The following is a 21,673-nucleotide window of genomic DNA, read 5'->3' as shown; positions in this document are numbered from 1 at the left end:
GTCACCGGCTTCCCTATCATCGGATCTCTGGCCCGCCTCGGGCTGCAACGGGCCCCGTGCGGGGAGAGAGGTTCGACATGACGGAGACCGGACCCGGGACGGACGTCGAGCCGTGGTGGAAGTCCGCGGTGGTCTACCAGATCTATCCCCGCAGCTTCGCTGACTCCAACGGTGACGGCGTCGGGGACATCCGCGGCATCATCGACCACCTCGACCACCTCGAGGAGCTCGGTGTCGACGTCATCTGGCTCTCACCGGTCTTCAGGTCGCCGCACGACGACAACGGCTACGACATCAGCGACTACCAGGACATCGATCCTGTCTTCGGCACCCTCTCCGACGTCGACGAGCTGATCGCCGACGTCCACGGCAGGGGAATGCGCCTCATCATGGACCTGGTCGTCAACCACACCTCCGACGAGCACCCCTGGTTCGTCGCCTCGCGCCAGTCCCGGTCCGTGCCCACCTCCGACTGGTACATCTGGCGGGACGCCCGACCCGGCACCGTGGGAGGTCAGCCGGGGGCCGAGCCCAACAACTGGGGGTCCTTCTTCTCGGGCTCGGCGTGGGAGTGGGTGCCGGCGCGCGAGCAGTACTACCTCCACCTCTTCAGCAAGAAGCAACCCGACCTCAACTGGGAGAACCCAGACCTGCGCGCGGCCGTCTTCGACATGATGAGCTGGTGGCTCGATCGTGGGGTCGACGGTTTCCGCATGGACGTCATCAACTTCATCTCCAAGGATCCGTCCCTCCCCGACGGGGAGCTGATGAGCACCGGCTACGGCGACGGCACACCGTCGTTCAGCTACGGGCCGCGGGTCCACGAGTACCTGGCCGAGATGCAGGCGGAGGTGTTCGCCCCGCGTCCCGGCGTCTACCTCACGGTCGGAGAGATGCCGGCCGTCACCCCGGAGCAGGCGCTCGCCTTCACCGACGAGACCTACGGCCAGCTGTCGATGGTCTTCCAGTTCGAGCACGTCGACCTCGACTCCGACGGCGAAAAATGGGCGCCGCGGCCGGTCACCGTCCTCGACGTGAAGGAGTCTCTCGGGCGCTGGCAGTCGGCCATGGGGAGCAGAGGTTGGAACAGCCTCTACTGGAACAACCACGACCAGCCTCGCGCGGTGTCGCGGTTCGGGGACGACCGCACGTACTGGTACGAGTCGGCCACGGCGCTCGCCACCGTCCTGCACCTGCACCGAGGCACCCCGTACGTCTACCAGGGCGAAGAGCTCGGCATGACGAACGTCCCCTTCGACACCATCGACGACTTCCGCGACATCGAGTCCCTGAACTACTACGACGCCGAGGTCCACGGTCGCGGACGCGCGCCTGACGACGTACTGGCCTCGCTGCGGCGCAAGAGCCGTGACAACGCCCGCACGCCCATGCAGTGGACCGCCGACGAGCACGCAGGCTTCACCCACGGCACTCCGTGGATGCCGGTCAACCCGAACGCCCGGCACATCAACGCCGACGCGCAGCGGCACGACGACAGGTCTGTCTACGCCCACTACCGTCGCCTCATCGCCCTGCGCCACCAGGAACCGGTCGTCGTCGACGGGGACTTCGAGATGATCCTCGCTCGCCACCCGCAGCTGTACGCGTTCCGGCGCACGAGCCCGGAGAGCCAGCTCACCGTCTACGCGAACCTCAGCTCACAGCCGGTCACAGTCCCGTCGGCTGAGCCCGGTGCCACCCTTCTCCTGGGCAACTACCACGACGGCGCCGACGGCTCGGACCTGCGGCCGTGGGAGGCCCGCGTCCTCATCCGGCGCACCAGCTCGACGTAGAAGACTCCCCCAGGGTCTCGGGTCCCCGGGGGAGTCAGAGCCGCCTGTCGGAATCGAACCGACGACCTAGTCATTACGAGTGACTCGCTCTACCGACTGAGCTAAGGCGGCGTGGCCTGCCGAGCGTGCTCGGTGGACCGCGGGCGAGTATACGGAGGCGGTCGGGCCGGACTGAAATCACGGCCCACCGACTAGGTTCGAAGACGACCGCACAACCTTTGTCTCAGGAGGCACGATGCCCACTCGCACCGCACGCACTGCTTGGAACGGCGGACTCCAGGACGGCTCCGGCCAGGTCGAGCTGACCAGCTCCGGCGTCGGGACGTACGACGTCAGCTTCCCCAAGCGCGCCGCGGAGGACGCCGGCGGGACAACGAGCCCCGAGGAGCTCGTCGCCGCGGCCCACTCGTCCTGCTATGCCATGCAGCTGTCCAACCTCGTCGCCGAGGCCGGCGGCACTCCGCAGGCCCTCGACGTGACGGCCGACGTGACCCTGGGCGAGGACAAGGAGGCCGGCGGCTTCAAGATCACCGGCATCAAGCTCACCGTCCGCGGAGAGGTCGACGGTCTCGACGAGGCCGGCTTCAAGGACGCCGCCGAGAAGGCCAAGGCCGGCTGCCCGATCAGCAAGGCGCTCGCTGCCGTCGACATCACGCTCGACGCCGCCCTCGAGGGCTGAGCACCGCCGCTGTCGAGGGCCCGTTCCGTCACCGCGAGGCGACGGGGCGGGCCTTCGTCGTGTCGAGAGCCTCGCGCCGCAGCTCGGCGAGCCGTTCGCGCAACGCCGGGTCGCGCATCACCTCGGCGACGGTCGGGCAGTCCTGCGGCCCGGTGGCCCCGGGCACGCACAGGCTGCACATGTCACCCGGTCGCAGCGGGCACCGCGCGTCGACGTACGCCATGCCTCGACGGTAGGCAGCCGCTGGCGGGGCGCCACAGGGCCGAAGGTCCCGCGGAGGGTCATACGAACCCGCACCGGTGGGTCTCGACCCGTATGACGCTGGGCCGAGCCAGGCCCAGCGTCATGCGAAAGCGCACCTATGAACGCCGATCGGGATGACGCAGCCGGGCGGCGACCCGAGGAACGGTGCGGGCACTCAGCAGGAGGTGCCGTCGGCGGGCACGGTGCCGTCGAGGAGGTAGTCCTCGACCAGGGTGTCGATGCACGCGTTGCCCGCGTTGTACGCCGTGTGGCCGTCGCCGTCGCGCTCGACGAGCACGCCGGAGTCGAGCTGGGTCGACAGGGCCTGCGCCCACTTCAGCGGCGTCGCCGGGTCGCGGCTGGTGCCGAGCACGACGATCGGCGCCGCGCCCTCGCCGCGGATGGTCAGCGGCTCCTCGCTCGACGTGACGTCGATGCCGCGGCAGGTCGTCATCCCCCAGGCGAAGATCCGGCCGAAGGTCGGCGACGCCTCCTCGAACTCGGGGAACAGCGACGGCACCTGGCCGAACGGCACTGACGACGGGTCGTCGAGGCAGTTGATCGAGTAGTTGGCCTCGACCGAGTTGTCGGCGTAGCTGCCGTCGGTGTTGCGCGAGGCGTAGGCGTCGGCGAGCGACATCAGCGCCGAGCCCTTGCCATCCAGCGCCGAGGCGAGGGCCGTGCTGAGCAGGAACCAGTAGTCCCGGTTGTAGAGCGGCGTGATGATCCCGTAGAACGCGTTGCCGACCGTCAGCTCGCGATCGCCCGCGGGCAGCGGCTCCTCCTCGATCGAGTCGAGCAGGTCGCTGATGGTGGCCATGCCCTCGTCGAGGGTGTCGCCCAGGAAGCAGTTGTCGGTGGAGTCGAGGCAGTTCTGCACGTAGGCGCGCAGCGCGGTCTCGAAGCCGGTGGCCTGCTCGAGCGCCAGCGACTTGGCGTCGAGGGAGACGTCGACCGCACCGTCGAGGACGAACCGGCCGACCTCGTCGGGGAAGAGCTCGGCATAGGTCGCTCCGAGCTTGGTGCCGTAGGAGGCGCCGAAGTAGCTCAGCTTCTCCTCCCCCAGCGCCGCGCGCAGCACGTCCATGTCGCGGGCCGCCTCGGTCGTGGTCACGTGGCCGACGACCGGCCCGGAGCCGGCGACGCACCCCGGGCCGAAGGACAGCACCGAGTCCTCGAAGTAGTCGACCTCCAGCGCGGTGTCGGGCGTCGGGTCGCCGGCGAGGTAGGCGTCGAGCTTGCCGTCGCTGAGGCAGTCGACCGGCGCCGAGGCCCCGACGCCGCGGGGGTCGAAGCCGACGATGTCGAAGCCGTCGAGCAACGGCTCGCGGAACACCTGCGCACCCGCGGCGGCGTACGTCGTCCCGCGGGCGCCGGGGCCGCCGGGGTTCACCACCAGGGAGCCGACGCGCGACCCCTTGGCCGGGATCCGAAGGAGCGCCAGGTCGATCGTCTCCCCCTGCGGGTCGGCGTAGTCGACCGGGACGGTGAGGAAGCCGCAATCGTGGTCGTCGTTGCTCTCGCAGGGCTGCCAGTCGATGCGCTGGGAGTAGACCTCCTCGAGCTCCTCCGACGGCGCCTCGGTGACGGCCGCCGGCGGCGGTGTCGTCGGCGAGGGCGTCGGCTCCACGACCGGGGAGCCGGAAGTGGATCCCTGGAGGGCGAGCCCGACCGCGACGAAGGCGGTGAGCGCCAGTGCGAGCACGGCGACCACCGCGACGACCTTCTTCATCCACGTCCTCCGGGCAGTCGCAGCGCGACCGTCATCGACTCCAGGGCCAGCTGGGGCGGCACGTTGAACTCGAGCATCTGCTCGCGGGCGGTGAAGATCGAGTCGATCATCCGCAACAGCTCCTCCGGGGAGGCGGCGCGGGCGACGACCGTGACGTCGCCACGCAGCTCCTCGTTGACGAGCAGGCCGGGAGCGCCCACGGACAGCGCGATGGCGTCTCGGTAGACCGAGACCAGGTCCATCAGCGCGCGGTCGATCACGTCGAGCACGCGGCGCTTGGCCTTCTGCTTCTGCAGCTTCTCCAGCCCCGCGAGGGCGGCGCGGTAGGAGCGGCTGGCGGTGTCCTTGCGCTCGCTGCCGAAGATCGACTGCAGCTCGGCCAGCTCGCGCCGCTCGGCGTCGGCCGTGATCGCCTCGGTCTCCTGCTTGGCGAGCTCGGCGAGGGTGGTCGCCGCAGTCATGCAGGAGCCCAGCGACGTCAGGCGGGCCGGGATGCTGACCACCTCGCGGCGGCGGTTGCGGGTCTCCTCGTCGAGCGCCAGCGCGCGGGCGCGGCCGATGTGTCCCTGGCTGGCCCGCGCAGCGAAGCCGGCCATCGCCTCGGAGATGTCGTCGTTGCCGGTCAGGAAGGCGGCGACGTCACGGGTGCCGGGCGTCGCCAGGGTCAGCGTGCGGCAACGCGAGCGGATCGTCGGCAGCACGTCCTGCACGGTCGGCGCGCACAGCAGCCACAGCGTCTTGGGAGTCGGCTCCTCGATCGCCTTGAGGAGGGCGTTGCCGGTGCGGGGGTTCTCCGGGGTGCCGAGCCGGTCGGCGTCCTCGATGACGACGATCTGCCAGCGCCCGATCGCGGGGAACTTCGCCGCCGACAGCACCAGGTCGCGCATGTCGTCGACGTAGAGGACCGACGTCTCCGACTTCACCCACGTGATGTCGGGGTGCGATCCGCTCATGCCGAGCCGGCACGCCTCGCACTCGCCGCAGCCGGTCTGCCGCTCGCACTGGAGCGCCGCGGCGAAGGCACGCGCCACGTTGGAGCGGCCCGAGCCGGGCGGGCCGGTGAACAGCCACGCGTGGGTCATGCCCACCCCCGCGGCCGCGTGCTGGAGCACCTCGATCGTCGGACGCTGGCCGACGAGGTCGGACCAGACGGTCCGGGTCGCTGGACTGGTCGGGGTGGTCACGGGCGCTCCAGGAGGGGGGCGACCCGCTGCTGGATCGCCTCGGCGATGTCCTCGATCGGCGCCCGCGCGTCCAGTACGACGTAGTGGTCGGGGTCGGCGGCCGCGAGCCCGAGGAAGCCCTGCCGCACCCGCTGGTGGAACTCCAGTGACTGCCCCTCGATCCGGTCGCGGCCGGTGAACCGGCCGAACCCGGCCTCCGGCTCGAGGTCGAGGACGACGGTCAGGTGGGGGCGCAGGTCGCCGGTGGCCCACCGCGCGACGGCCTCGACCTCCGCGACGTCGAGGGTGCGGCCGGCCCCCTGGTAGGCCAGCGTCGAGTCGACGTAGCGGTCGGTGATCACGACCTCGCCGCGCGCGAGCGCAGGCAGGACGACGTGGTCGACGTGCTCGGCCTTGTCGGCGGCGTAGAGCAGGGCCTCGGTGCGGTCGGAGAGGTCGCCGGTCGCCGGGTCGAGCACGATGCGCCGCAGCTCCTTGCCGACCGAGGTGTCACCGGGCTCGAAGGTGAGCAGGACGGTCTCGCCGCGCTCGCCTAGCCAGTCGCGCAGCAGGCGCGACTGCGTGGACTTGCCCGCCCCCTCGCCGCCCTCGAAGCACACGAAGAGCCCGGTCTCCGAATACACGCCTGCGCTCACGGGATCACCCTACGGGCGGGGTGGGACACCAGGACCGGTGACATCGGTCCGATCGAACGTCTAGGCTCCGACCAGCCGAGGGGGTGGGCGTGACGACCGAGCTGGTCTCGTCCGAGCCTGCGCGCCTAGCGACGCAACCGCCGCCCCGCCTCGACCGCATCGCCGCCTGGGTCCTGCTCGCCGGTGTCCTCGTGATGTATGCCGCCGCCGCTGTGGTCGGTGAGCGTGAGACCGACCTCCGGCACCTGCGCGAGGCCATCGCCTCGGGCGAGGTCACCGAGGTCCGGCTGTCGGAGGGCCTGGAGGACAGCTCCCGCGGCTACGTCGGCGTGCAGATCGCCTGGGAGCAGCACGGTATCTCCTACTCGACGACCGTCACCCAGGCCTCCGACGAGCGCCAGGCACGCCAGGCACGGCGCGGGAACGCGTCGACCCCTGTCGCGGTGGGTGATGTCGCGGAATTCCTCACCACCGACGGGCAGCAGGTGCGGGTCACCGGTGCGACGGACCCTCCCTACGGGACGTCCACCGAGGTGCTGGGGTTCACCGTCCCGGGCGGGTTCTTCGTCGCGCAGCTCGTCATCACCTGCGCGACCCTGCTGCTGATCGGCGCCCGCGAGCCGTGGCGCGCCACACGGTGGGCGTGGGCCTGGCTCGTGCTCCTGACGCCGGTCGGCGTACCCGCGTTCCTCGTTCTCGGCGGGAGCACAGGCCTGCTGCGCCCCCGGAAGCCGCACCGGCGGCTGACCGCCGGCTGGGCCTTCCTCCTGGCGCTGCTGATCTTCACGCCTGGGTCCTGAGCCGACAGTGGAGCCGGGGGCCCGACCTAAGGGCTCCCGGCTCCACTGTCGCGTCAGGACTTCTTGGCGGTCTTCTTCGCAGCCGTCTTCTTGGCCGTGGTCTTCTTCGCGGCGGTCTTCTTGGCAGCCGTCTTCTTGGCGGGGGCCTTCTTAGCGCCCTTCTTGGCCGCCTTCTTGGCCGGGCCGCGCTCGCGGCGCTCGGCGAGCAGCTCGGCCGCGCGCTCGAGGGTGATCGACTCGACGGTGTCGTCCTTGCGGAGGGTGGCGTTGTACTCGCCGTCGGTGACGTACTCGCCGAAGCGACCCGCCTTGACGATCACCGGCTGGCCGGAGACGGGGTCGTTGCCGAGCTCCTTGAGCGGCGGGGTGGCCGCACCGCGACCGCGCTGCTTGGGCTGGGCGTAGATCGCCTTGGCCTGGTCGAGGGTGATGTCGAAGATCTGGTCCTCGGACGTCAGGCTGCGGGAGTCGGTGCCCTTCTTGAGGTAGGGCCCGTAGCGACCGTTCTGCGCGGTGATCTCGGTGCCGTCCTCGTCGACGCCGACGATGCGCGGCAGGTCGAGCAGCCGGACCGCCTGCTCGAGCGTGACGGTGTCGAGCGTCATCGACTTGAAGAGCGAGCCGGTGCGCGGCTTGGCGCTCTTCGGGGCGTCCTCGGGCAGCAGCTCGGTGACGTAGGGGCCGAAGCGGCCGTTCTTGGCCACGATCTGCAGGCCGGTGTCGGGATGGTTGCCGACCACCTGCTCCTCGCCGGCCGGGTTGGCCAGCAGCTCCTTGGCCTTGGCCACGGTCAGCTCGTCGGGCGGCAGGTCGTCGGGGACGTTGGCGCGCACCGGGGCACCGTCGCCGTCCTCGGGCGCGGGGCCCTCGACGTAGGGGCCGTAGCGACCCACGCGGAGGTCGATGCCCTCGCCGATCGGGAAGGTCGCCATCTCCTTGGCGTCGATCTCGCCGAGCTCGGTGACGAGCGTCTTGAGGCCGACGACGTCACCGGCACCGTAGTAGAACTCGCCGAGCTCGGTGGCCCGGTCCTTCCGACCGCCGGCGATCTCGTCGAGGACGTCCTCCATGTCGGCGGTGAACTCGTAGGACACCTGCCGCGGGAAGTGCGCCTCCAGCAGGCGGATCACCGAGAAGGCCAGCCACGCCGGCACCAGCGCGGTGCCCTTCTTGTAGACGTAGCCGCGGTTGAGGATCGTGCCGATGATCGAGGCGTACGTCGACGGGCGGCCGATCTCGCGGTCCTCGAGCTCCTTGATCAGCGTCGCCTCGGTGTAGCGCGACGGCGGCTTGGTCTCGTGGCCCTCGGGGCTCAGCGTCGCAGCCGACACGGCCGCACCCTGGGTGAGGTTGGGCAGGCGGGTCTCGGCGTCGTCGCGGCGCTTGGACGCGTCGTCGATGTCCTCGACGTAGGCCTTGAGGAAGCCGTGGAAGGTGATGGTGCGACCGCTCGCGCTGAAGACGACGTCGCGACCGTCGGCGGCCGCGCCGCCGATGCGGATCGTCACCGAGTTGCCGGTGGCGTCCTTCATCTGCGAGGCGACGGTGCGCATCCAGATCAGCTCGTAGAGACGGAACTGCTCGCCGGACAGGCCCGTCTGGGCCGGGGTGCGGAACGTGTCACCGGCCGGTCGGATCGCCTCGTGCGCCTCCTGGGCGTTCTTCACCTTGGAGGCATAGGTCCGCGGGGAGTCGGGCAGGTACTCGGCGCCGTACAGCTCACGCACCTGGTCGCGCGCGGCACCCACCGCGGCGTCCGAGAGCGTCGTGGAGTCCGTACGCATGTAGGTGATGAAGCCGTTCTCGTAGAGCCGCTGCGCGACCGACATCGTCACGCTGGCGCTCATCCCGAGCTTGCGGCTGGCCTCCTGCTGCAGCGTGGTCGTGCGGAAGGGGGCGTACGGCGAGCGGCGGTAGGGCTTGGACTCGACCGAGCGGACGTCGTACGCCGTCTCGCCCAGGCCGGCGGCGAGCGCCTCGGCGTCGGCGCGGCTGAGGTGGACGCGCTCGCTCTTGCCCTTGAGCTCGCCGGTGTCGTCGAAGTCGGCACCGCGCGCGACGCGGACGTCGTCGAGGCTGTAGAGCTTGGCCGGGAACATCCGCGGGTCGTGGCCGGTGCCGGCGTCGAAGGTGGCGTCGAGGTCCCAGTAGGAGGCGACGCGGAACTTCATCCGCGCCCGCTCACGGTCGACCACCAGGCGGGTGGCCACCGACTGCACGCGGCCGGCGGAGAGGCCGGACATGACCTTCTTCCACAGCACCGGGGAGACCTCGTAGCCGTAGAGGCGGTCGAGGATGCGACGCGCCTCCTGGGCCTCGACGAGGTCGTCGTTGATCTCGCGGGGGTTCTCGACCGCGGCGAGGATCGCGGGCTTGGTGATCTCGTGGAAGACCATCCGGTGGACCGGCAGGCCCTTCGGCGGCTTGAGCTCGTCGAGGAGGTGCCAGGCGATCGCCTCGCCCTCGCGGTCCTCATCGGTGGCGAGGTAGAGGGCGTCGGCGTCCTTGACCAGCTTCTTCAGCTTGGCGATGTGGCTCTTCTTGTCGCGCGGCACGACGTAGTAGGGCTCGAACCCGTTGTCGACGTCGACCGCGAGCCGGCCCCACGGCTTGTCCTTGATCTTGGCCGGGGTGTCCGCGGCGTTGTTGGGCAGGTCGCGGATGTGACCGATCGACGACTCGACGACGTAGTCCGCGCCGAGGTAGCCGCCGATGGTGCGGGCCTTGGCCGGCGACTCGACGATGACGAGCTTTGCCACGTGTGTTTGCTCCCTCAACTTGTGCGCTGCAATGTTGCTCAGCGCCGCAACGGTAGCGCCAGTTCCCGAGATCGCCACTCCTCGCCGTCCACAGGAGCCGCCGGACGGCCCCCGGCACGGCTCGGGCCCCACGTCACGAGGACGTGGGGCCCGAGCGGGTCAGGCTGCCGGACGGGTCAGAAGTCGAGACCCTCGAGGTAGCGGAACCCCGTGTTGGCGGTCGCCGCCGGCTGGAAGTCCGGGGTGTCGTTCTCGACGATGTACTCCTCGGCCTGGTGGGCCTTGAAGATCGCCGGGAAGTCGATGACACCGAGGCCGAGGTCGGCCATGTCGCCGGGCTGCTGGTTGTAGAGCGCGACGGCGTCGTCACCGTGACGGTCCTTGACGTGGTACTGCCGGACCTCGAGCGGGGAGGACCGGACCACGTCGATGGCGAACTGGAGCGGGTCGGCCGCACCCGTGTTCACGCCACCGGTGTAGGCCCAGTAGAGGTCGATCTCGAAGTGGACCAGCTTGGGGTCGAGCTCGCTGGTGAGGACGTCCCACGGGGTCTCCCCGCCACCGAGGTCGATCGTGAACTCGTGGGCGTGGTTGTGGTAGCCGTAGCGCAGTCCGCGCTTGCGGGCGGCGGCCGCCTCGGTGTTCATCTCCTCGGCCCACCGCTGCCAGTCGCTCTTGTTGGGCGAGTTGAGGTAGGCGACGTTGATGTACTTCTGGCGGAAGGTCTGGGCGTCGTCGAGCTTCTTGTTCAGGCCGGCCTCGTCGGAGGCGATGCCGTCGTGGCTCGAGGATGCCCAGATGCCCCGGGCGTCGAGCGCGGCCTTGAACTGGGCGGCGGTGTAGCTGTAGAGACCGGCCCGCTCCACACGCTCGTAGCCGTACTTGGCCAGCTGGTCCAGCATCAGCTGGATCTCGGCGTCGTTCCGCATCCTCGAACGCAGGGTGTAGAGCTGGATGCTGATCAGGTCGGTCGGCACGCCCTTGTGGCGCCCGTGGGCGTGGCCGTGGCCCTTGCCGGGGTGCTGGTTGGGCTTGCCCGCCATGGCGGGGGCGCCGGCGGCGAGCACGGTCGCGCCGGCCGCACCGGCGACGGCGCCGCGCAGCAGGCCGCGGCGGCTGGCGCCCTTCCTCTCGAGCGACTCGCGCAGGGCGGCGTCGCCGTCATATCCGAAACACATGTGCTGCCTTCTTCCTTGTTTCTCGGGGGATTCTCGGGGGGCGGGTGGTGCTGGGGGCCTGAGGCGGGCCCGGGGTGACCGGGCCCGCCTCAGGTCGGGGTGGTGCGGTGATCAGCCGGCCGGCTCGAGGCGAACCTCGGCGGAGCCGCTCAGCGGGGGCTCCGAACCGGCGTCGGTGTACTGCGCGACGAAGACGGCCGAGAGGTCGTCGGTCGCCGGGTCGTGGCCTCCGGGCACCGAGGTCGTGAGCGAACCGGTGCAGCCGGTCGCCGTGGACTGCGGGTGGCCGTGGGTGTCGTGACCGAGCACGTAGGTCACGGTGACCTTGCTGCAGTCGACCGGCTGGTCGTCGGTGACCCTGACCTCGTACGTCACGGTGTCGCCGAAGGTGAACGACTGGCCCGCCACCGGGGTGACGAACTCGACGACCGGGGCCTCGTTGCCCACGACGACGTCGACGTCGGCGGAGGCGCGGCGGCCACCCTTGTCGGTCACCGTCAGCGTGGCGCGGTAGGTGCCGTCCTCGTCGTAGGTGTAGGTCGCGTCGGCCTTGCGGCTGTCGATCTTGCCGTCACCGTCGAAGTCCCAGGCGTACTTCAGCTTGGTGTCACCGTCCGGGTCGGTGGTGCCGGCGCTGGAGAAGTCGACCGTCAGCGGGGACTTGCCGGCCGTCGGCTCGGCCTCGATCGCCGGGACCGGGCTGCGGTTGCCGCCCTCGCCGATGAAGTCGATGCGCGAGAGCTGGGCGTCGGGGTTCTCGGCGAAGTAGCCGTCGCCGTACTCGAGGACGTACAGCGCACCGTCGGGGCCGAACTCCATGTCCATCGGGTTGTCGGTGACGATGTCGTCGACGACGTCCTCGATCGCGACGTCGTCGCCGTCGACGTGGAAGCCCTTGATGTAGTCGCGGGTCCACTCGTAGAACAGCGGGGTGTCGTCGTAGCGCTTGGGCCAGGCGACGGGGTTGCGGCCCTTCGTGGCCTTCTTGTCCCACTGGTAGGCCGGTCCGGCCATCGGGCCGATGCCGCCGGTCTCGAGCTCGGGGAACTCCTCGGAGAGGCCGTAGCTGTACCAGATCTCCGGCTGCTCCACGGCCGGCAGCTCGCGCAGGCCGGTGTTGTGGACGGAGTCGTTGACCGGGGCGTCACAGTCGAACTTCGCGCCACTCGTGCCGGTGGCGAAGTCGTAGTCGTTGTAGGGCAGCTCGGCGGTGGCGCAGTAGGGCCAGCCGTAGTTGGACGGCTCGTCCACGACGGCCCACTTGCCGTGGCCGGCGGGGCCGCGGTTGGGGTTCGCGTTGCGCGCGTCGGGCGAGTAGTCGGCGACCCAGATGTCGTCGGTGTCGGGGTCGATCTCGATGCGGAACGGGTTGCGCCAGCCCATCGAGTAGATCTCCGGACGCGTCTTCGGCGTCCCGGGGGCGAACAGGTTGCCCTCCGGGATCGTGTAGCCGCCGCCGGCCTTGGGCGTGATCCGGAGGATCTTGCCGCGCAGGTCGTTGGTGTTGGCCGAGGTGCGCTGGGCGTCGAACGCGGGGTTGCGGTCCGCCCGCTCGTCGAGCGGCGCGTAGCCGTTGGACTGGAACGGGTTGGTGTCGTCGCCCGTGGACAGGATCAGGTTGCCCTGGGAGTCGAAGACGATGTCGCCGCCGACGTGGCAGCAGATGCCGCGGTCGACCGGGACGTCGAGGACCTTCTGCTCCGACCCGAGGTCCACCTGGCCGCCGGAGTACTGGAACCGGGCGACGGTCAGGTGGCCCTTGTAGGGCGCGAAGTCGGCCGCGGTGCCGGTCTCGGGAGCGTCGCCCTCGTTGATCGAGGTCGTCGCCGGGTCGTCGACCGGGGTGTCGAGCGGCGGGGAGTAGTAGAGGTAGATCCACTTGTTCTTCTTGCCGTCGTAGCCCGGGTCGAGGGCGATGCTCTGCAGGCCCTCCTCGTCGTGGAGGTAGACCGGGATACGGCCGGCGATGCTGTTGACGCCCGTCTTCGAGTCGTTGTGCCAGATGACGCCCGCACGCGTGGTGTGCAGGACGTCGCCGTCCGGCAGAACGGCGAGGTCGATGGCCTCACCCGGGCGGTCGTTGAGCGTGACCTTCTGGAACGCGCCGGCAGGCGGCGGTGGGGCCGTGTCGTCGTGGCCCTCGTGAGCGGTGGCCGCGGTGGTCGCGGCCAGCATGGGCAGGCAGAGGGCGGCGCCGACGGCGGCCGTGAGCCCTGTGCGGAAAGGATGCTTCATTGGGGGGGTCTCCTGTTCCCGAGGTGGCTGGGGAGCCGACAAGCAACGTAGGCACGTGACCGGCGTCACGTCAACGAGCACACGACTTTTGTTCGCCTGTCGACACAAGTGCCACGCTCATGGCCCCACCCGCAGCGGTGAACCAGCGCGGCTGTCGGTCGCCCGCCGCGACGTCCCACCCCGCGGGGCGGTCAGCCAGCCCGGGAGCTCAGTCGAGGACCAGGAAGCCCTCGCCCACGAGCTCGCGCACGACGGGCAGGTAGGTCGTACGCAGCTCGGTCCCGTCGCGCTGCAGCAGCGCGCCGATGGCGCCGAGCAGCTGCCCGAGCGACAGGTCACCGTCGCTGGCACCCACGAGGGCCGCCTCGACCGTGTCGGCCGTCCGGGCGCGGCGGAAGCCGCGCTGCTGGCGCAGCACGATCGCCTCCGGGTCCTCGGCGCCCGGTCGGCCGACCGTCTCCTGCTGGACGTCGTCCCGCGCGCGCAGCACGGTGCCGAGCAGGGCGTCGTCGGTGAGCCCGCGCAGGCCCGTCGCCGCCTCGCCCCACGCCTGGATCGCCGGCCCGATCGGCTGCTCGACGTCGTACGGCCACTCGAGGAGCTCGTGGCGTCCTCCCCCGCCCAGCCGGACGTTGATCCAGCCGAACCCGACGCCCTCGATGCCGGTCTCCTCCAGCCAGGACAGCCAGGTGTCGTAGCGCTGGGCGTAGTCCGGGCGACCGTGGTGGCCGCTGTCCTTAAGCCAGAGCTCGACGTACGCCGACGGGTCCAGCGTCTCGCGCTGCACCACCAGCGCGTCGCAGTCGTCACGCAGCCACGAGCCGAGCCGCTCGTCCCAGGGGCGGCCGTCGACGATCGCCCAGTTGGCGAGGACCTGCAGCCAGCCGCCCTCGGTGAGGTGGTCGGGACCGCTGCGCACGATGTGCTCGACGACGCGGTCGCCCGGCAGGCCGGAGTCGCGGTAGACGAGGCGCTCGCCGGTCGCCGGGGAGATGACGAACGGCGGGTTGGTCGCGATCAGGTCGAAGCGCTCACCTGCCACCGGCTCGAAGAACGACCCGTCCCGGACGTCGACCTCGACCTCGTTGAGCGCCGCGTTGAGCCGGGTCATCCAGAGCGCCCGCACGTTGACATCGGTCGCCACCACGACGTCCGCGTGGGCGGCGAGGTGCAGCGCCTGCACGCCGCAGCCGGTGCCGAGGTCGAGGGCGCGGCCCACCGGCTCGCGCATGGTCAGCTGCGCCAGGCTCGTCGAGGCGCTGGAGATGCCGAGGACGTGGTCGCGGCCGACCGCGACGGGCGCGCCGTCGAGCCCTGGGGTCAGGTCGGAGACGACCCACAGGTCGCGCTCGTCGGTCGCGTAGGGCCGGCAGTCGGTCCGGGCCGCGACCTCGGCGACGCTCTGCTCGAGGAGCCCGGCGTTGCAGAGCCGGTCGACCAGGCCGGGGAGTGCTCGCTCCGCCTCGGCGCGCGCCACGGGCGTCTGCAGCAGGAAGAGCCGGACGAGGGTGTCGAGCGGCGCGCCAGACGTCGTACGCCGCAGCGCGGGGAGGGTCTCGTTGCGTCCGAGCGCGCGGTGCGCCTCCTCCCCGATCGCCTCGGCCACGCGGTCGTAGGTGAAGTCGGCGGCGAGCAGGGCCTCGCGCAGCGGGCCGGTGAAGTCGAGGTCGGACGGCATGGCCCCAGCCTCGCAGACCGGCAGCGGCCCGCCACTCCGCTGGGAGTGACGGGCCGCAGGGTGGAGCGGGTCAGGCGTGGTGCGTGAAGGACGACGAGCCGGTGTTGTCACCGTCGTCGGCGATGGCGACCTCGCGGCGCTTGGAGATGATCACCGCGCCGGCGATGATCGCGACCGCGACGAGCGCGATGACGATGCGCAGGACGTCACTCTGGTCCTCGCCCACGCTCAGGGAGACGACGGCGCTCGCGATGAGCAGCGAGACGAGGTTCATCACCTTGATGAGCGGGTTGATGGCCGGGCCGGCGGTGTCCTTGAACGGGTCCCCGACGGTGTCGCCGATGATCGTGGCCTCGTGGGCGCCCGAACCCTTGCCGCCGTGGTGCCCGTCCTCGACGAGCTTCTTGGCGTTGTCCCACGCCCCACCGGCGTTGGCCAGGAAGACGGCCATGAGGGTGCCGGTGCCGATGGCGCCGGCGAGGAAGCCGGCCAGGGCGGTCGCACCGAGGCCGAAGCCCACGGCGATCGGCGCCAGGACGGCCAGGATGCCGGGCGTCACGAGCTCGCGCAGCGAGTCCTTGGTGACGATGTCGACGACCTTGCCGTACTCCGGACGGCCGGTGCCCTCCATGATGCCGGGGATCTCGCGGAACTGGCGGCGCACCTCCATCACGACCGCACCGGCAGCGCGGGCGACCGCGTTGATGGCGAGGCCGGAGAAGAGGAACACCACGGCCGCACCGAGCAGCACGCCGACGATGACCGCCGGGTTGAAGACGCTGAAGTCCAGCAGGTAGGCCTCGTCGGGGCCCACGTTGGCCTCGCGGAGCGACTCGAACACCGAGGTGGCGTAGGAGCCGAACAGCGCGGTCGCGGCGAGCACCGCGGTGGCGATCGCGATCCCCTTGGTGATGGCCTTCGTGGTGTTGCCGACCGCGTCGAGCTCGGTGAGGATCTGCGCGCCCTCCTCGCTGACGTCGCCCGACATCTCGGCGATGCCCTGGGCGTTGTCGGAGACCGGGCCGAAGGTGTCCATGGCGACGATGACACCGACGGTGGTGAGCAGACCGCAGCCGGCGAGCGCCACCGCGAACAGCGACACCGTGAGAGCCGCGCCGCCGAGGAGGTAGGCGCCGAAGACGGCGGCACCGATGACCAGCGTGGTGTAGACGGCCGACTCGAATCCGACCGAGAGTCCGGACAGGATGACCGTGGCCGGGCCGGTCAGGGAGGTCTTGCCGACGTCCTTGACCGGGCGGTGCTCCGTGCCGGTGTAGTAGCCGGTCAGGGCCAGGATGCCGGCCGACATCACGATGCCGATGACCACGGCGGAGGCGGCGATGAAGCGGGGGTCGCCGTCGGCGCCGGCGAGGTCGCCGGCGATGTTGGTGAACTCCGCGAAGCTGCTCGGCAGGTAGACGTACGACAGCACGACGCTCGCGACGGCGGCGATGCCGGAGGAGAGGTAGAACGACTTGTTGATCGTGGTCAGGCCGTTCTCGCCTGCCTTGGGCTTGGTCAGGTAGACGCCCGCGACCGCGGTGAGGGCCCCGATGGCGGGGATCAGCAGCGGGAAGACCAGGCCCTTGTCGCCGAAGGCCTGCGAGCCGAGGATCAGCGCGGCGACCAGCGTGACGGCGTACGACTCGAAGAGGTCGGCGGCCATGCCGGCGCAGTCGCCGACGTTGTCACCGACGTTGTCGGCGATCGTCGCGGCGTTTCGCGGGTCGTCCTCGGGGATGCCCTGCTCGACCTTGCCGACGAGGTCGGCGCCGACGTCGGCGGCCTTGGTGAAGATGCCGCCGCCGACTCGCATGAACATGGCGAGGAGCGCCGCACCGAAGCCGAAGCCCTCGAGGACGACGGGCGCGTCGTCCTGGAAGAACAGCACGACGAGGCTGGCTCCGAGCAGGCCGAGGCCGACGGTCAGCATGCCGACCATCGCGCCGGTGCGCAGGCCGATCGTCATGGCCGGCTCGCGACCGGTGCTCTCTGCGGCAGCGGCGACGCGCAGGTTCGCGCGCACCGCGAGGTTCATGCCGAGATAGCCCACAGCAGCCGAGAAGCCCGCTCCGACGATGAAGAACACCGAGCGGAAGATGCGAACGGTGGCGTCGTCGGCCGGCAGCACGAGCAGCGCGAAGAACGCGATCGCCGCGAAGATGGCCAGGGTCCGGAACTGCCGCTGCAGGTAGGCGTTGGCGCCTTCCTGCACGGCCTGGGCGATCGTCTTCATGTTGTCGGTGCCCTCGCCCGCGGCGAGCACCTGCGACCTGAACATCGCGGCCATCCCGAGCGCGCCGAGCGCGATCAGGGCGACGACGACGACCAGGACGAGGTTGCTGCCTTCGAGCTCGGGAGTCGCGACGACCGCGGGCAAGATCCCCGTCATGCGTGTCCTCCTCGGACTTCATCAAGCGCTGGAAAAGATCCGTGAACGCGCCGGAGTCTACGCAGACGTGATCCAGATCACGGTGCGGCGTGACACACACCACACCGGCTATCTGGACCGGGTCGGGTTGGAACGTGACAAAACCCCTCCGGGCACGTCCGGAGGGGTGAAAGGGGTGCGGATCAGGCGCCGGGCGCCAGGCCGACGGAGTCGTGGATCACGAACACCTTGGCGAGTCCGGTGATGCGGAAGATCTTGAGCAGCCGCTCCTGGGTGCAGACCAGGTCGAGCGAACCGTCGTGGGCGCGGACCTTCTTGAGGCCGCCGACCAGCACGCCGAGGCCCGTGGAGTCGAGAAACTCGACCGCTTCGAGGTCGATGACGATGTCGTAGGTGCCGGCACCGACGAGCTCGGTGATGCAGTCACGCAGCTTGGGGGCGGTGTAGACGTCGATCTCGCCGCCGACGGCAACGACGGCACGGCCGTCCACCTCGCGTGTCGCAAGGGTGAGATCCACGACTGCTCCCCGGTCCCCGAACTCGTTCGGACAGTGCGCCTTCGGGCACACTCGTGCCCCTTCGTTCTTCCGGGTGGTATCAAACCACGAGTCACAAGGGTTCCGCAGGACTCCTCTCCACATCACACCCGCCGCACCCCCGCCACCGCCGCGGGCGACGTCCCCGGCCTTTGCCAGACTGCGTGGGTGAACCCCTCCCGCCCCGGTGTCGTGCCGCCGGTCGACGTGCTCGTACGTCGGCTCACCGGCGTCCCCGGACGCGAGGACCGGCTGCGACACCTGGAGGTGCTGCCGGCCCGCGAGGCGGTGCACGAGGACTGGCCCGCGTGGGTGCCCGACGACGTCCGCGGGGCCTTCGCCGCGCAGGGCGTGGCCCGGCCCTGGCGGCACCAGGTGGTGGCGGCCGACGCGGCCCACGCCGGCGACCACGTGATCATCGCCACGGGCACGGCATCGGGCAAGTCGCTGGCCTACCAGCTCCCCGCGCTGTCCGCGATCCGCGCCGCCCGCGGTCCGCGGGGCGAGCGGGGCGCGTCGGTGCTCTACCTCGCCCCGACCAAGGCGCTGGCCCACGACCAGCTCGCCGGACTGTCGTCGCTGGGGCTCGACGTACGCCTCGCGGCCCACGACGGCGACAGCTCGCGCGAGGAGCGCGACTGGACCCGCGACTTCGGCGAGTACGTCCTCACCAACCCCGACATGCTCCACCGCTCCCTGCTGCCCTCGCACCACCGGTGGTCGCGCCTGCTCGGGTCGCTGCAGTACGTCGTGGTCGACGAGTGCCACCACTACCGCGGCGTGTTCGGGGCGCACGTCTCCCACGTGCTGCGCCGGCTGCGACGGGTCTGCGCGATGTACGGCGCCCACCCGACCTTCGTGCTCGCCTCGGCGACGGTCGCGGAGCCGGAGGTCACCGCCGGCCGGCTGACCGGCCTCGACGTGGTCGCACTGACCCGTGACGACTCCCCGCGCGGGGAGGTCTCGCTGCTGCTGTGGGAGCCCCCCTTCACCTCCCACGCCGGCGAGAACGGCGCGCCGGTGCGACGGGCCGCGTCGTCCGAGGTCGCCGACCTCCTCGCCGACCTGGTGGCCGAGGACGTGCGCACCCTGGCGTTCATCCGGTCCAGGCGGGGCGCGGAGCAGGTCGCCCTGTCGGCCGCCGAGCTGCTGGCCGAGGTCGACCCGTCGTTGCCCGGACGGATCGCGGCCTACCGCGGCGGCTACCTCCCCGAGGAGAGGCGGGCGCTGGAGGCCGCGCTGCGCCGCGGTGACCTGGTCGGGCTGGCCGCGACCAACGCGCTCGAGCTGGGCATCGACATCAGCGGGCTCGACGCAGTGCTCATCGCCGGCTTCCCCGGGACCCGTGCGGCGTTCTGGCAGCAGGTCGGCCGGGCCGGTCGCGGCGCCCAGGACGCGCTCGGCGTGCTGGTCGCCAAGGACGACCCGCTCGACACCTATCTGGTGACCCACCCCGACAAGCTGATCGGCGCACCCGTCGAGGCCTCGGTCTTCGACCCGTCGAACCCCCACGTGATGGGACCGCACCTCTGCGCGGCAGCGCAGGAGCAGCCGCTCACCGAGGCCGACCTTCCGCTCTTCGGGCCCACCGCCCGCGAGGTCGTCGACGACCTGACGACCCTCGGCCTGCTGCGGCGGCGCCCGCGCGGCTGGTTCTGGACCGACCGGAGCAGGGCGGCCGACCTGGCTGACATCCGGTCGGCGGGCGGGTCGCCCGTCCAGCTGGTCGAGGCCGGCACGGGCCGGGTCGTCGGCACGGTCGACGCCGGCGGTGCCCACAACCAGGCCCACCCCGGCGCGGTCTACGTGCACCAGGGCGAGACGTGGCTGGTCGAGGACCTCGACCTCGAGCACCACGTGGCGACCATGCGCCGCGACGAACCGTCGTACTCCACGACCGCCCGCGAGGTCACCGACATCAGCATCGTCGAGACCCGCGAGCGCCGGTCGTGGGCCGGTTGCGAGCTGGCCCTCGGCGAGGTCGACGTCTCCCACCAGGTGGTCTCCTTCCTCAGGCGGCGCCAGCCCGGGGGCGAGGTGCTGTCGGAGGACCCGCTCGACCTGCCGGAGCGGACCCTGCGCACGACGGCGGTGTGGTGGACGGTCCCCGACGACGTCGTGGCCGAGGCCGGGCTCGCCGCGCTCGACGTGCCGGGCGCGGCCCACGCCGCCGAGCACTGCTCGATCGGCCTGCTCCCGCTCTTCGCGACCTGCGACCGCTGGGACATCGGCGGCGTCTCCACGGCCCGCCACTCCGACACCGGCGTGCTCACCGTGTTCGTGTACGACGGCCACCCGGGCGGGGCCGGCTTCTCCGAGCGTGGCTTCCGCACCGCCGTCGCCTGGCTCACCGCGACCCGCGAGGCGATCGCCAGCTGTGAGTGCGCCAGCGGCTGCCCGTCGTGCATCCAGTCGCCCAAGTGCGGCAACCAGAACAACCCGCTCGACAAGGCCGGCGCCATCTCCCTCCTCGACGCCCTCCTCTCGGGGGCACCGCACCAGGGTGCATAGGACTAGATTCAGACCATGGTGATCCTCGGTCTTGGCCTCATGATCCTCGGCGGCATCGCCGTGCTGTCCGCGCTCTTCGTCAGCGAGCCCGGCTCGGGCGGCGAGCTCCTCGGCTTCAGTGTCACCACCCTCGAGTCCTTCCTGGTCGGCGTGGCCGCGGGTGCGGCCATTCTGTGGGGCTTCGCGATCCTCAAGTGGGGCACCAGGCGGAGCCTGGCCCACCGCCGCGAGCGCAAGGAGCTCACCGAGCTCAACCAGAAGCTCGAGCGGGTCGAGGCGGAGCGCCGCACCGACGACCCCGAGAACCGCGACACCGTCTGACCTGCTGGTCACCCGGGCCCCGCTCGGGCCTCGGCGGTCACCCTCGCCTCCCGCCACGGGACGTCCGGGCCGTCCACGGAGACGGTGACCCGGACCGTCCGGCCGTCGGGGGAGCACGCGTCGAGCGCGGCCGCGTTGGACCCGGCGACCCGGGCAGCGGCCGCGCACGCGTCGGCCGAGCCACGGACGCCCGCCAGCGCGGACGCTCCCGCGAGCGCGGCGAGGTCTGCCGCGGCCTGGGCCCGGCGCTGGGCCGTCACCAGGCCACCGACGGCAGCCAGGCCGACCATCACGAACATGAGCACGCCCGCCATCGCCACCACGAGCACCGTCGCCGCGCCGCTCTCACCGCGGGCCTCCCGGAACGTCACGACTCCTCCACCACCGCCACCGCGTCGGCCGTCACCGTCACGCCGGGCAGCGCGCCGAGCAGACCGCCCGGACCCCTGACCCGGGCGGTGGTCGTGACCACCACCTCGGTCTCGCCGACCTCCACCCGGACCCGCGCCCCCTCAGGGGCGATGCGCGTGGCCAGGCCCTGGGCCGAGGTGGCGTCGTCGCCGCGGGCGACCGCGCGTGCGGCCTCGCGGGAGGCGTCGATGACGCGCACCTGTGCGGCCCCGACGGCCAGCATCCACACCAGGCCGGCGGTGAGCGCGACGAGGAGCGGGATGCCGATCGCGAGCTCGGCGGTCGCCGCACCGCCCTCGCCCCGGGACCGTCCCCCGCGAGGCCGCACAGACATCAGCCGATGCCGAGCAGGCTCATGACGTGCTTGAACATCCGCTCCAGCAGCTGGTCGCCGAAGGCGCCGGTGAGCAGCGTGTAGAGCAGCCCGGCGAACCCGGCCCCGGCGGCGGTCCCCACGGCGTACTCCGCCGTCGTGATGCCGGCCTCCAGCTCCGACCGGCTGGACCTGCCGCCGGACCTGCCCGACCTGCTGCGTGAGAGGTGGTGCGTGAGCTTCATCAGTTCCCCTGTCGTCGTGGGGCTCCCG

Annotated in this window: 18 protein-coding genes and 1 tRNA gene; 5 read left to right on the top strand and 14 right to left on the bottom strand. The window is 71.1% G+C overall.

Annotated features, from left to right (window positions below; all coding sequences use genetic code 11):
* The first annotated feature begins 77 nt into the window (after positions 1-77).
* Complete coding sequence (locus tag ACNKF0_RS01830) at positions 78-1,793, top strand: alpha-glucosidase (RefSeq protein WP_416955266.1); 1,716 nt, start codon at positions 78-80, stop codon at positions 1,791-1,793.
* Positions 1,794-1,831: 38 nt separating this feature from the next.
* Here the strand turns inward: ACNKF0_RS01830 and ACNKF0_RS01825 are convergent.
* A tRNA-Thr gene (locus tag ACNKF0_RS01825) sits at positions 1,832-1,904 on the bottom strand.
* A gap of 124 nt (positions 1,905-2,028) precedes the next feature.
* Here ACNKF0_RS01825 and ACNKF0_RS01820 point away from each other — a divergent pair.
* Positions 2,029-2,472 carry an OsmC family protein gene (locus tag ACNKF0_RS01820; protein ID WP_299932964.1) on the top strand — a complete coding sequence of 148 codons (444 nt, stop codon included), beginning with the start codon at positions 2,029-2,031 and terminating at the stop codon, positions 2,470-2,472.
* Positions 2,473-2,500: 28 nt separating this feature from the next.
* On the opposite strand, the gene ACNKF0_RS01815 is transcribed toward ACNKF0_RS01820, so the two are convergent.
* The 4 genes from ACNKF0_RS01815 to tmk form a co-directional block, all read right to left on the bottom strand.
* Complete coding sequence (locus ACNKF0_RS01815) at positions 2,501-2,695, bottom strand: DUF6767 domain-containing protein (RefSeq protein WP_416955264.1); 195 nt, start codon at positions 2,693-2,695, stop codon at positions 2,501-2,503.
* Positions 2,696-2,890: 195 nt separating this feature from the next.
* On the bottom strand, positions 2,891-4,447 hold the full coding sequence (locus ACNKF0_RS01810) for an alpha/beta hydrolase (RefSeq protein ID WP_416955262.1): 1,557 nt from the start codon (positions 4,445-4,447) through the stop codon (positions 2,891-2,893).
* The gene (locus ACNKF0_RS01805) at positions 4,444-5,631 is read right to left on the bottom strand and encodes a DNA polymerase III subunit delta' (RefSeq protein ID WP_416955260.1); all 1,188 of its coding nucleotides are present in this window, start codon (positions 5,629-5,631) and stop codon (positions 4,444-4,446) included. Before ACNKF0_RS01805 ends, ACNKF0_RS01810 begins: the two co-directional genes overlap by 4 nt.
* Positions 5,628-6,266, bottom strand: coding sequence for a dTMP kinase (tmk, locus tag ACNKF0_RS01800; RefSeq protein WP_416955258.1), 639 nt, complete (start codon positions 6,264-6,266; stop codon positions 5,628-5,630). The genes ACNKF0_RS01805 and tmk overlap by 4 nt, the downstream gene beginning before the upstream one ends.
* A gap of 89 nt (positions 6,267-6,355) precedes the next feature.
* Here tmk and ACNKF0_RS01795 point away from each other — a divergent pair, with 89 nt between their 5' ends.
* Positions 6,356-7,066 (top strand): hypothetical protein, encoded by a 711-nt coding sequence (locus ACNKF0_RS01795; RefSeq protein WP_416955256.1) that lies wholly within the window; start codon positions 6,356-6,358, stop codon positions 7,064-7,066.
* A 53-nt stretch (positions 7,067-7,119) separates the two neighbouring features.
* Here the strand turns inward: ACNKF0_RS01795 and topA are convergent, their stop codons facing one another.
* From topA to ACNKF0_RS01765, 6 genes are all read right to left on the bottom strand, one after another.
* Positions 7,120-9,825 carry a type I DNA topoisomerase gene (gene topA / locus ACNKF0_RS01790; RefSeq protein ID WP_416955254.1) on the bottom strand — a complete coding sequence of 902 codons (2,706 nt, stop codon included), beginning with the start codon at positions 9,823-9,825 and terminating at the stop codon, positions 7,120-7,122.
* A 176-nt stretch (positions 9,826-10,001) separates the two neighbouring features.
* Complete coding sequence (locus ACNKF0_RS01785) at positions 10,002-11,003, bottom strand: sugar phosphate isomerase/epimerase family protein (RefSeq protein WP_416955252.1); 1,002 nt, start codon at positions 11,001-11,003, stop codon at positions 10,002-10,004.
* A 111-nt stretch (positions 11,004-11,114) separates the two neighbouring features.
* The gene (locus ACNKF0_RS01780; RefSeq protein WP_416955250.1) at positions 11,115-13,238 is read right to left on the bottom strand and encodes a PQQ-dependent sugar dehydrogenase; all 2,124 of its coding nucleotides are present in this window, start codon (positions 13,236-13,238) and stop codon (positions 11,115-11,117) included.
* 208 nt (positions 13,239-13,446) lie between these two features.
* Positions 13,447-14,916 (bottom strand): methyltransferase, encoded by a 1,470-nt coding sequence (locus ACNKF0_RS01775; protein WP_416955248.1) that lies wholly within the window; start codon positions 14,914-14,916, stop codon positions 13,447-13,449.
* 70 nt (positions 14,917-14,986) lie between these two features.
* Positions 14,987-17,308 (bottom strand): sodium-translocating pyrophosphatase, encoded by a 2,322-nt coding sequence (locus ACNKF0_RS01770; RefSeq protein WP_416955246.1) that lies wholly within the window; start codon positions 17,306-17,308, stop codon positions 14,987-14,989.
* Positions 17,309-17,490: 182 nt separating this feature from the next.
* Complete coding sequence (locus tag ACNKF0_RS01765; protein WP_129427178.1) at positions 17,491-17,826, bottom strand: anti-sigma factor antagonist; 336 nt, start codon at positions 17,824-17,826, stop codon at positions 17,491-17,493.
* A 186-nt stretch (positions 17,827-18,012) separates the two neighbouring features.
* Here ACNKF0_RS01765 and ACNKF0_RS01760 point away from each other — a divergent pair, with 186 nt between their 5' ends.
* Both ACNKF0_RS01760 and ACNKF0_RS01755 read left to right on the top strand, forming a co-directional pair.
* Positions 18,013-20,355 (top strand): DEAD/DEAH box helicase, encoded by a 2,343-nt coding sequence (locus ACNKF0_RS01760; RefSeq protein ID WP_416955244.1) that lies wholly within the window; start codon positions 18,013-18,015, stop codon positions 20,353-20,355.
* A 15-nt stretch (positions 20,356-20,370) separates the two neighbouring features.
* Entirely contained in the window at positions 20,371-20,676 is a 306-nt protein-coding gene (locus ACNKF0_RS01755) for a hypothetical protein (protein WP_299931157.1), read from the top strand.
* Positions 20,677-20,684: 8 nt separating this feature from the next.
* On the opposite strand, the gene ACNKF0_RS01750 is transcribed toward ACNKF0_RS01755, so the two are convergent.
* The 3 genes from ACNKF0_RS01750 to ACNKF0_RS01740 are packed head-to-tail and all read right to left on the bottom strand — an operon-like array spanning position 20,685 to position 21,645.
* Entirely contained in the window at positions 20,685-21,047 is a 363-nt protein-coding gene (locus ACNKF0_RS01750; RefSeq protein ID WP_416955242.1) for an Rv3654c family TadE-like protein, read from the bottom strand.
* Positions 21,044-21,421 (bottom strand): TadE family type IV pilus minor pilin, encoded by a 378-nt coding sequence (locus ACNKF0_RS01745; protein WP_416955240.1) that lies wholly within the window; start codon positions 21,419-21,421, stop codon positions 21,044-21,046. Before ACNKF0_RS01745 ends, ACNKF0_RS01750 begins: the two co-directional genes overlap by 4 nt.
* Positions 21,421-21,645 carry a DUF4244 domain-containing protein gene (locus ACNKF0_RS01740; protein WP_416955238.1) on the bottom strand — a complete coding sequence of 75 codons (225 nt, stop codon included), beginning with the start codon at positions 21,643-21,645 and terminating at the stop codon, positions 21,421-21,423. Before ACNKF0_RS01740 ends, ACNKF0_RS01745 begins: the two co-directional genes overlap by 1 nt.
* Between the last annotated feature and the right edge of the window lie 28 nt (positions 21,646-21,673).

The sequence above is a fragment of the Nocardioides sp. T5 genome (genome assembly GCF_048161455.1).
Classification (GTDB): Bacteria; Actinomycetota; Actinomycetes; order Propionibacteriales; family Nocardioidaceae; genus Nocardioides.
The sequence above is the reverse complement of the archived record's forward strand: the minus strand, read 5'-3'. Positions and strand labels throughout refer to the sequence as shown.

Excerpts from the sequence above, each read along its gene's own strand:
- ACNKF0_RS01830 (WP_416955266.1), top strand. The coding sequence starts at position 78 with ATGACGGAGACCGGACCCGGGACGGACGTCGAGCCGTGGTGGAAGTCC.
- ACNKF0_RS01820 (WP_299932964.1), top strand. The coding sequence starts at position 2,029 with ATGCCCACTCGCACCGCACGCACTGCTTGGAACGGCGGACTCCAGGAC.
- ACNKF0_RS01815 (WP_416955264.1), bottom strand. The coding sequence starts at position 2,695 with ATGGCGTACGTCGACGCGCGGTGCCCGCTGCGACCGGGTGACATGTGC.
- ACNKF0_RS01810 (WP_416955262.1), bottom strand. The coding sequence starts at position 4,447 with ATGAAGAAGGTCGTCGCGGTGGTCGCCGTGCTCGCACTGGCGCTCACC.
- ACNKF0_RS01785 (WP_416955252.1), bottom strand. The coding sequence starts at position 11,003 with ATGTGTTTCGGATATGACGGCGACGCCGCCCTGCGCGAGTCGCTCGAG.
- ACNKF0_RS01780 (WP_416955250.1), bottom strand. The coding sequence starts at position 13,238 with ATGAAGCATCCTTTCCGCACAGGGCTCACGGCCGCCGTCGGCGCCGCC.
- ACNKF0_RS01775 (WP_416955248.1), bottom strand. The coding sequence starts at position 14,916 with ATGCCGTCCGACCTCGACTTCACCGGCCCGCTGCGCGAGGCCCTGCTC.
- ACNKF0_RS01770 (WP_416955246.1), bottom strand. The coding sequence starts at position 17,308 with ATGACGGGGATCTTGCCCGCGGTCGTCGCGACTCCCGAGCTCGAAGGC.
- ACNKF0_RS01755 (WP_299931157.1), top strand. The coding sequence starts at position 20,371 with ATGGTGATCCTCGGTCTTGGCCTCATGATCCTCGGCGGCATCGCCGTG.
- ACNKF0_RS01745 (WP_416955240.1), bottom strand. The coding sequence starts at position 21,421 with ATGTCTGTGCGGCCTCGCGGGGGACGGTCCCGGGGCGAGGGCGGTGCG.
- ACNKF0_RS01740 (WP_416955238.1), bottom strand. The coding sequence starts at position 21,645 with ATGAAGCTCACGCACCACCTCTCACGCAGCAGGTCGGGCAGGTCCGGC.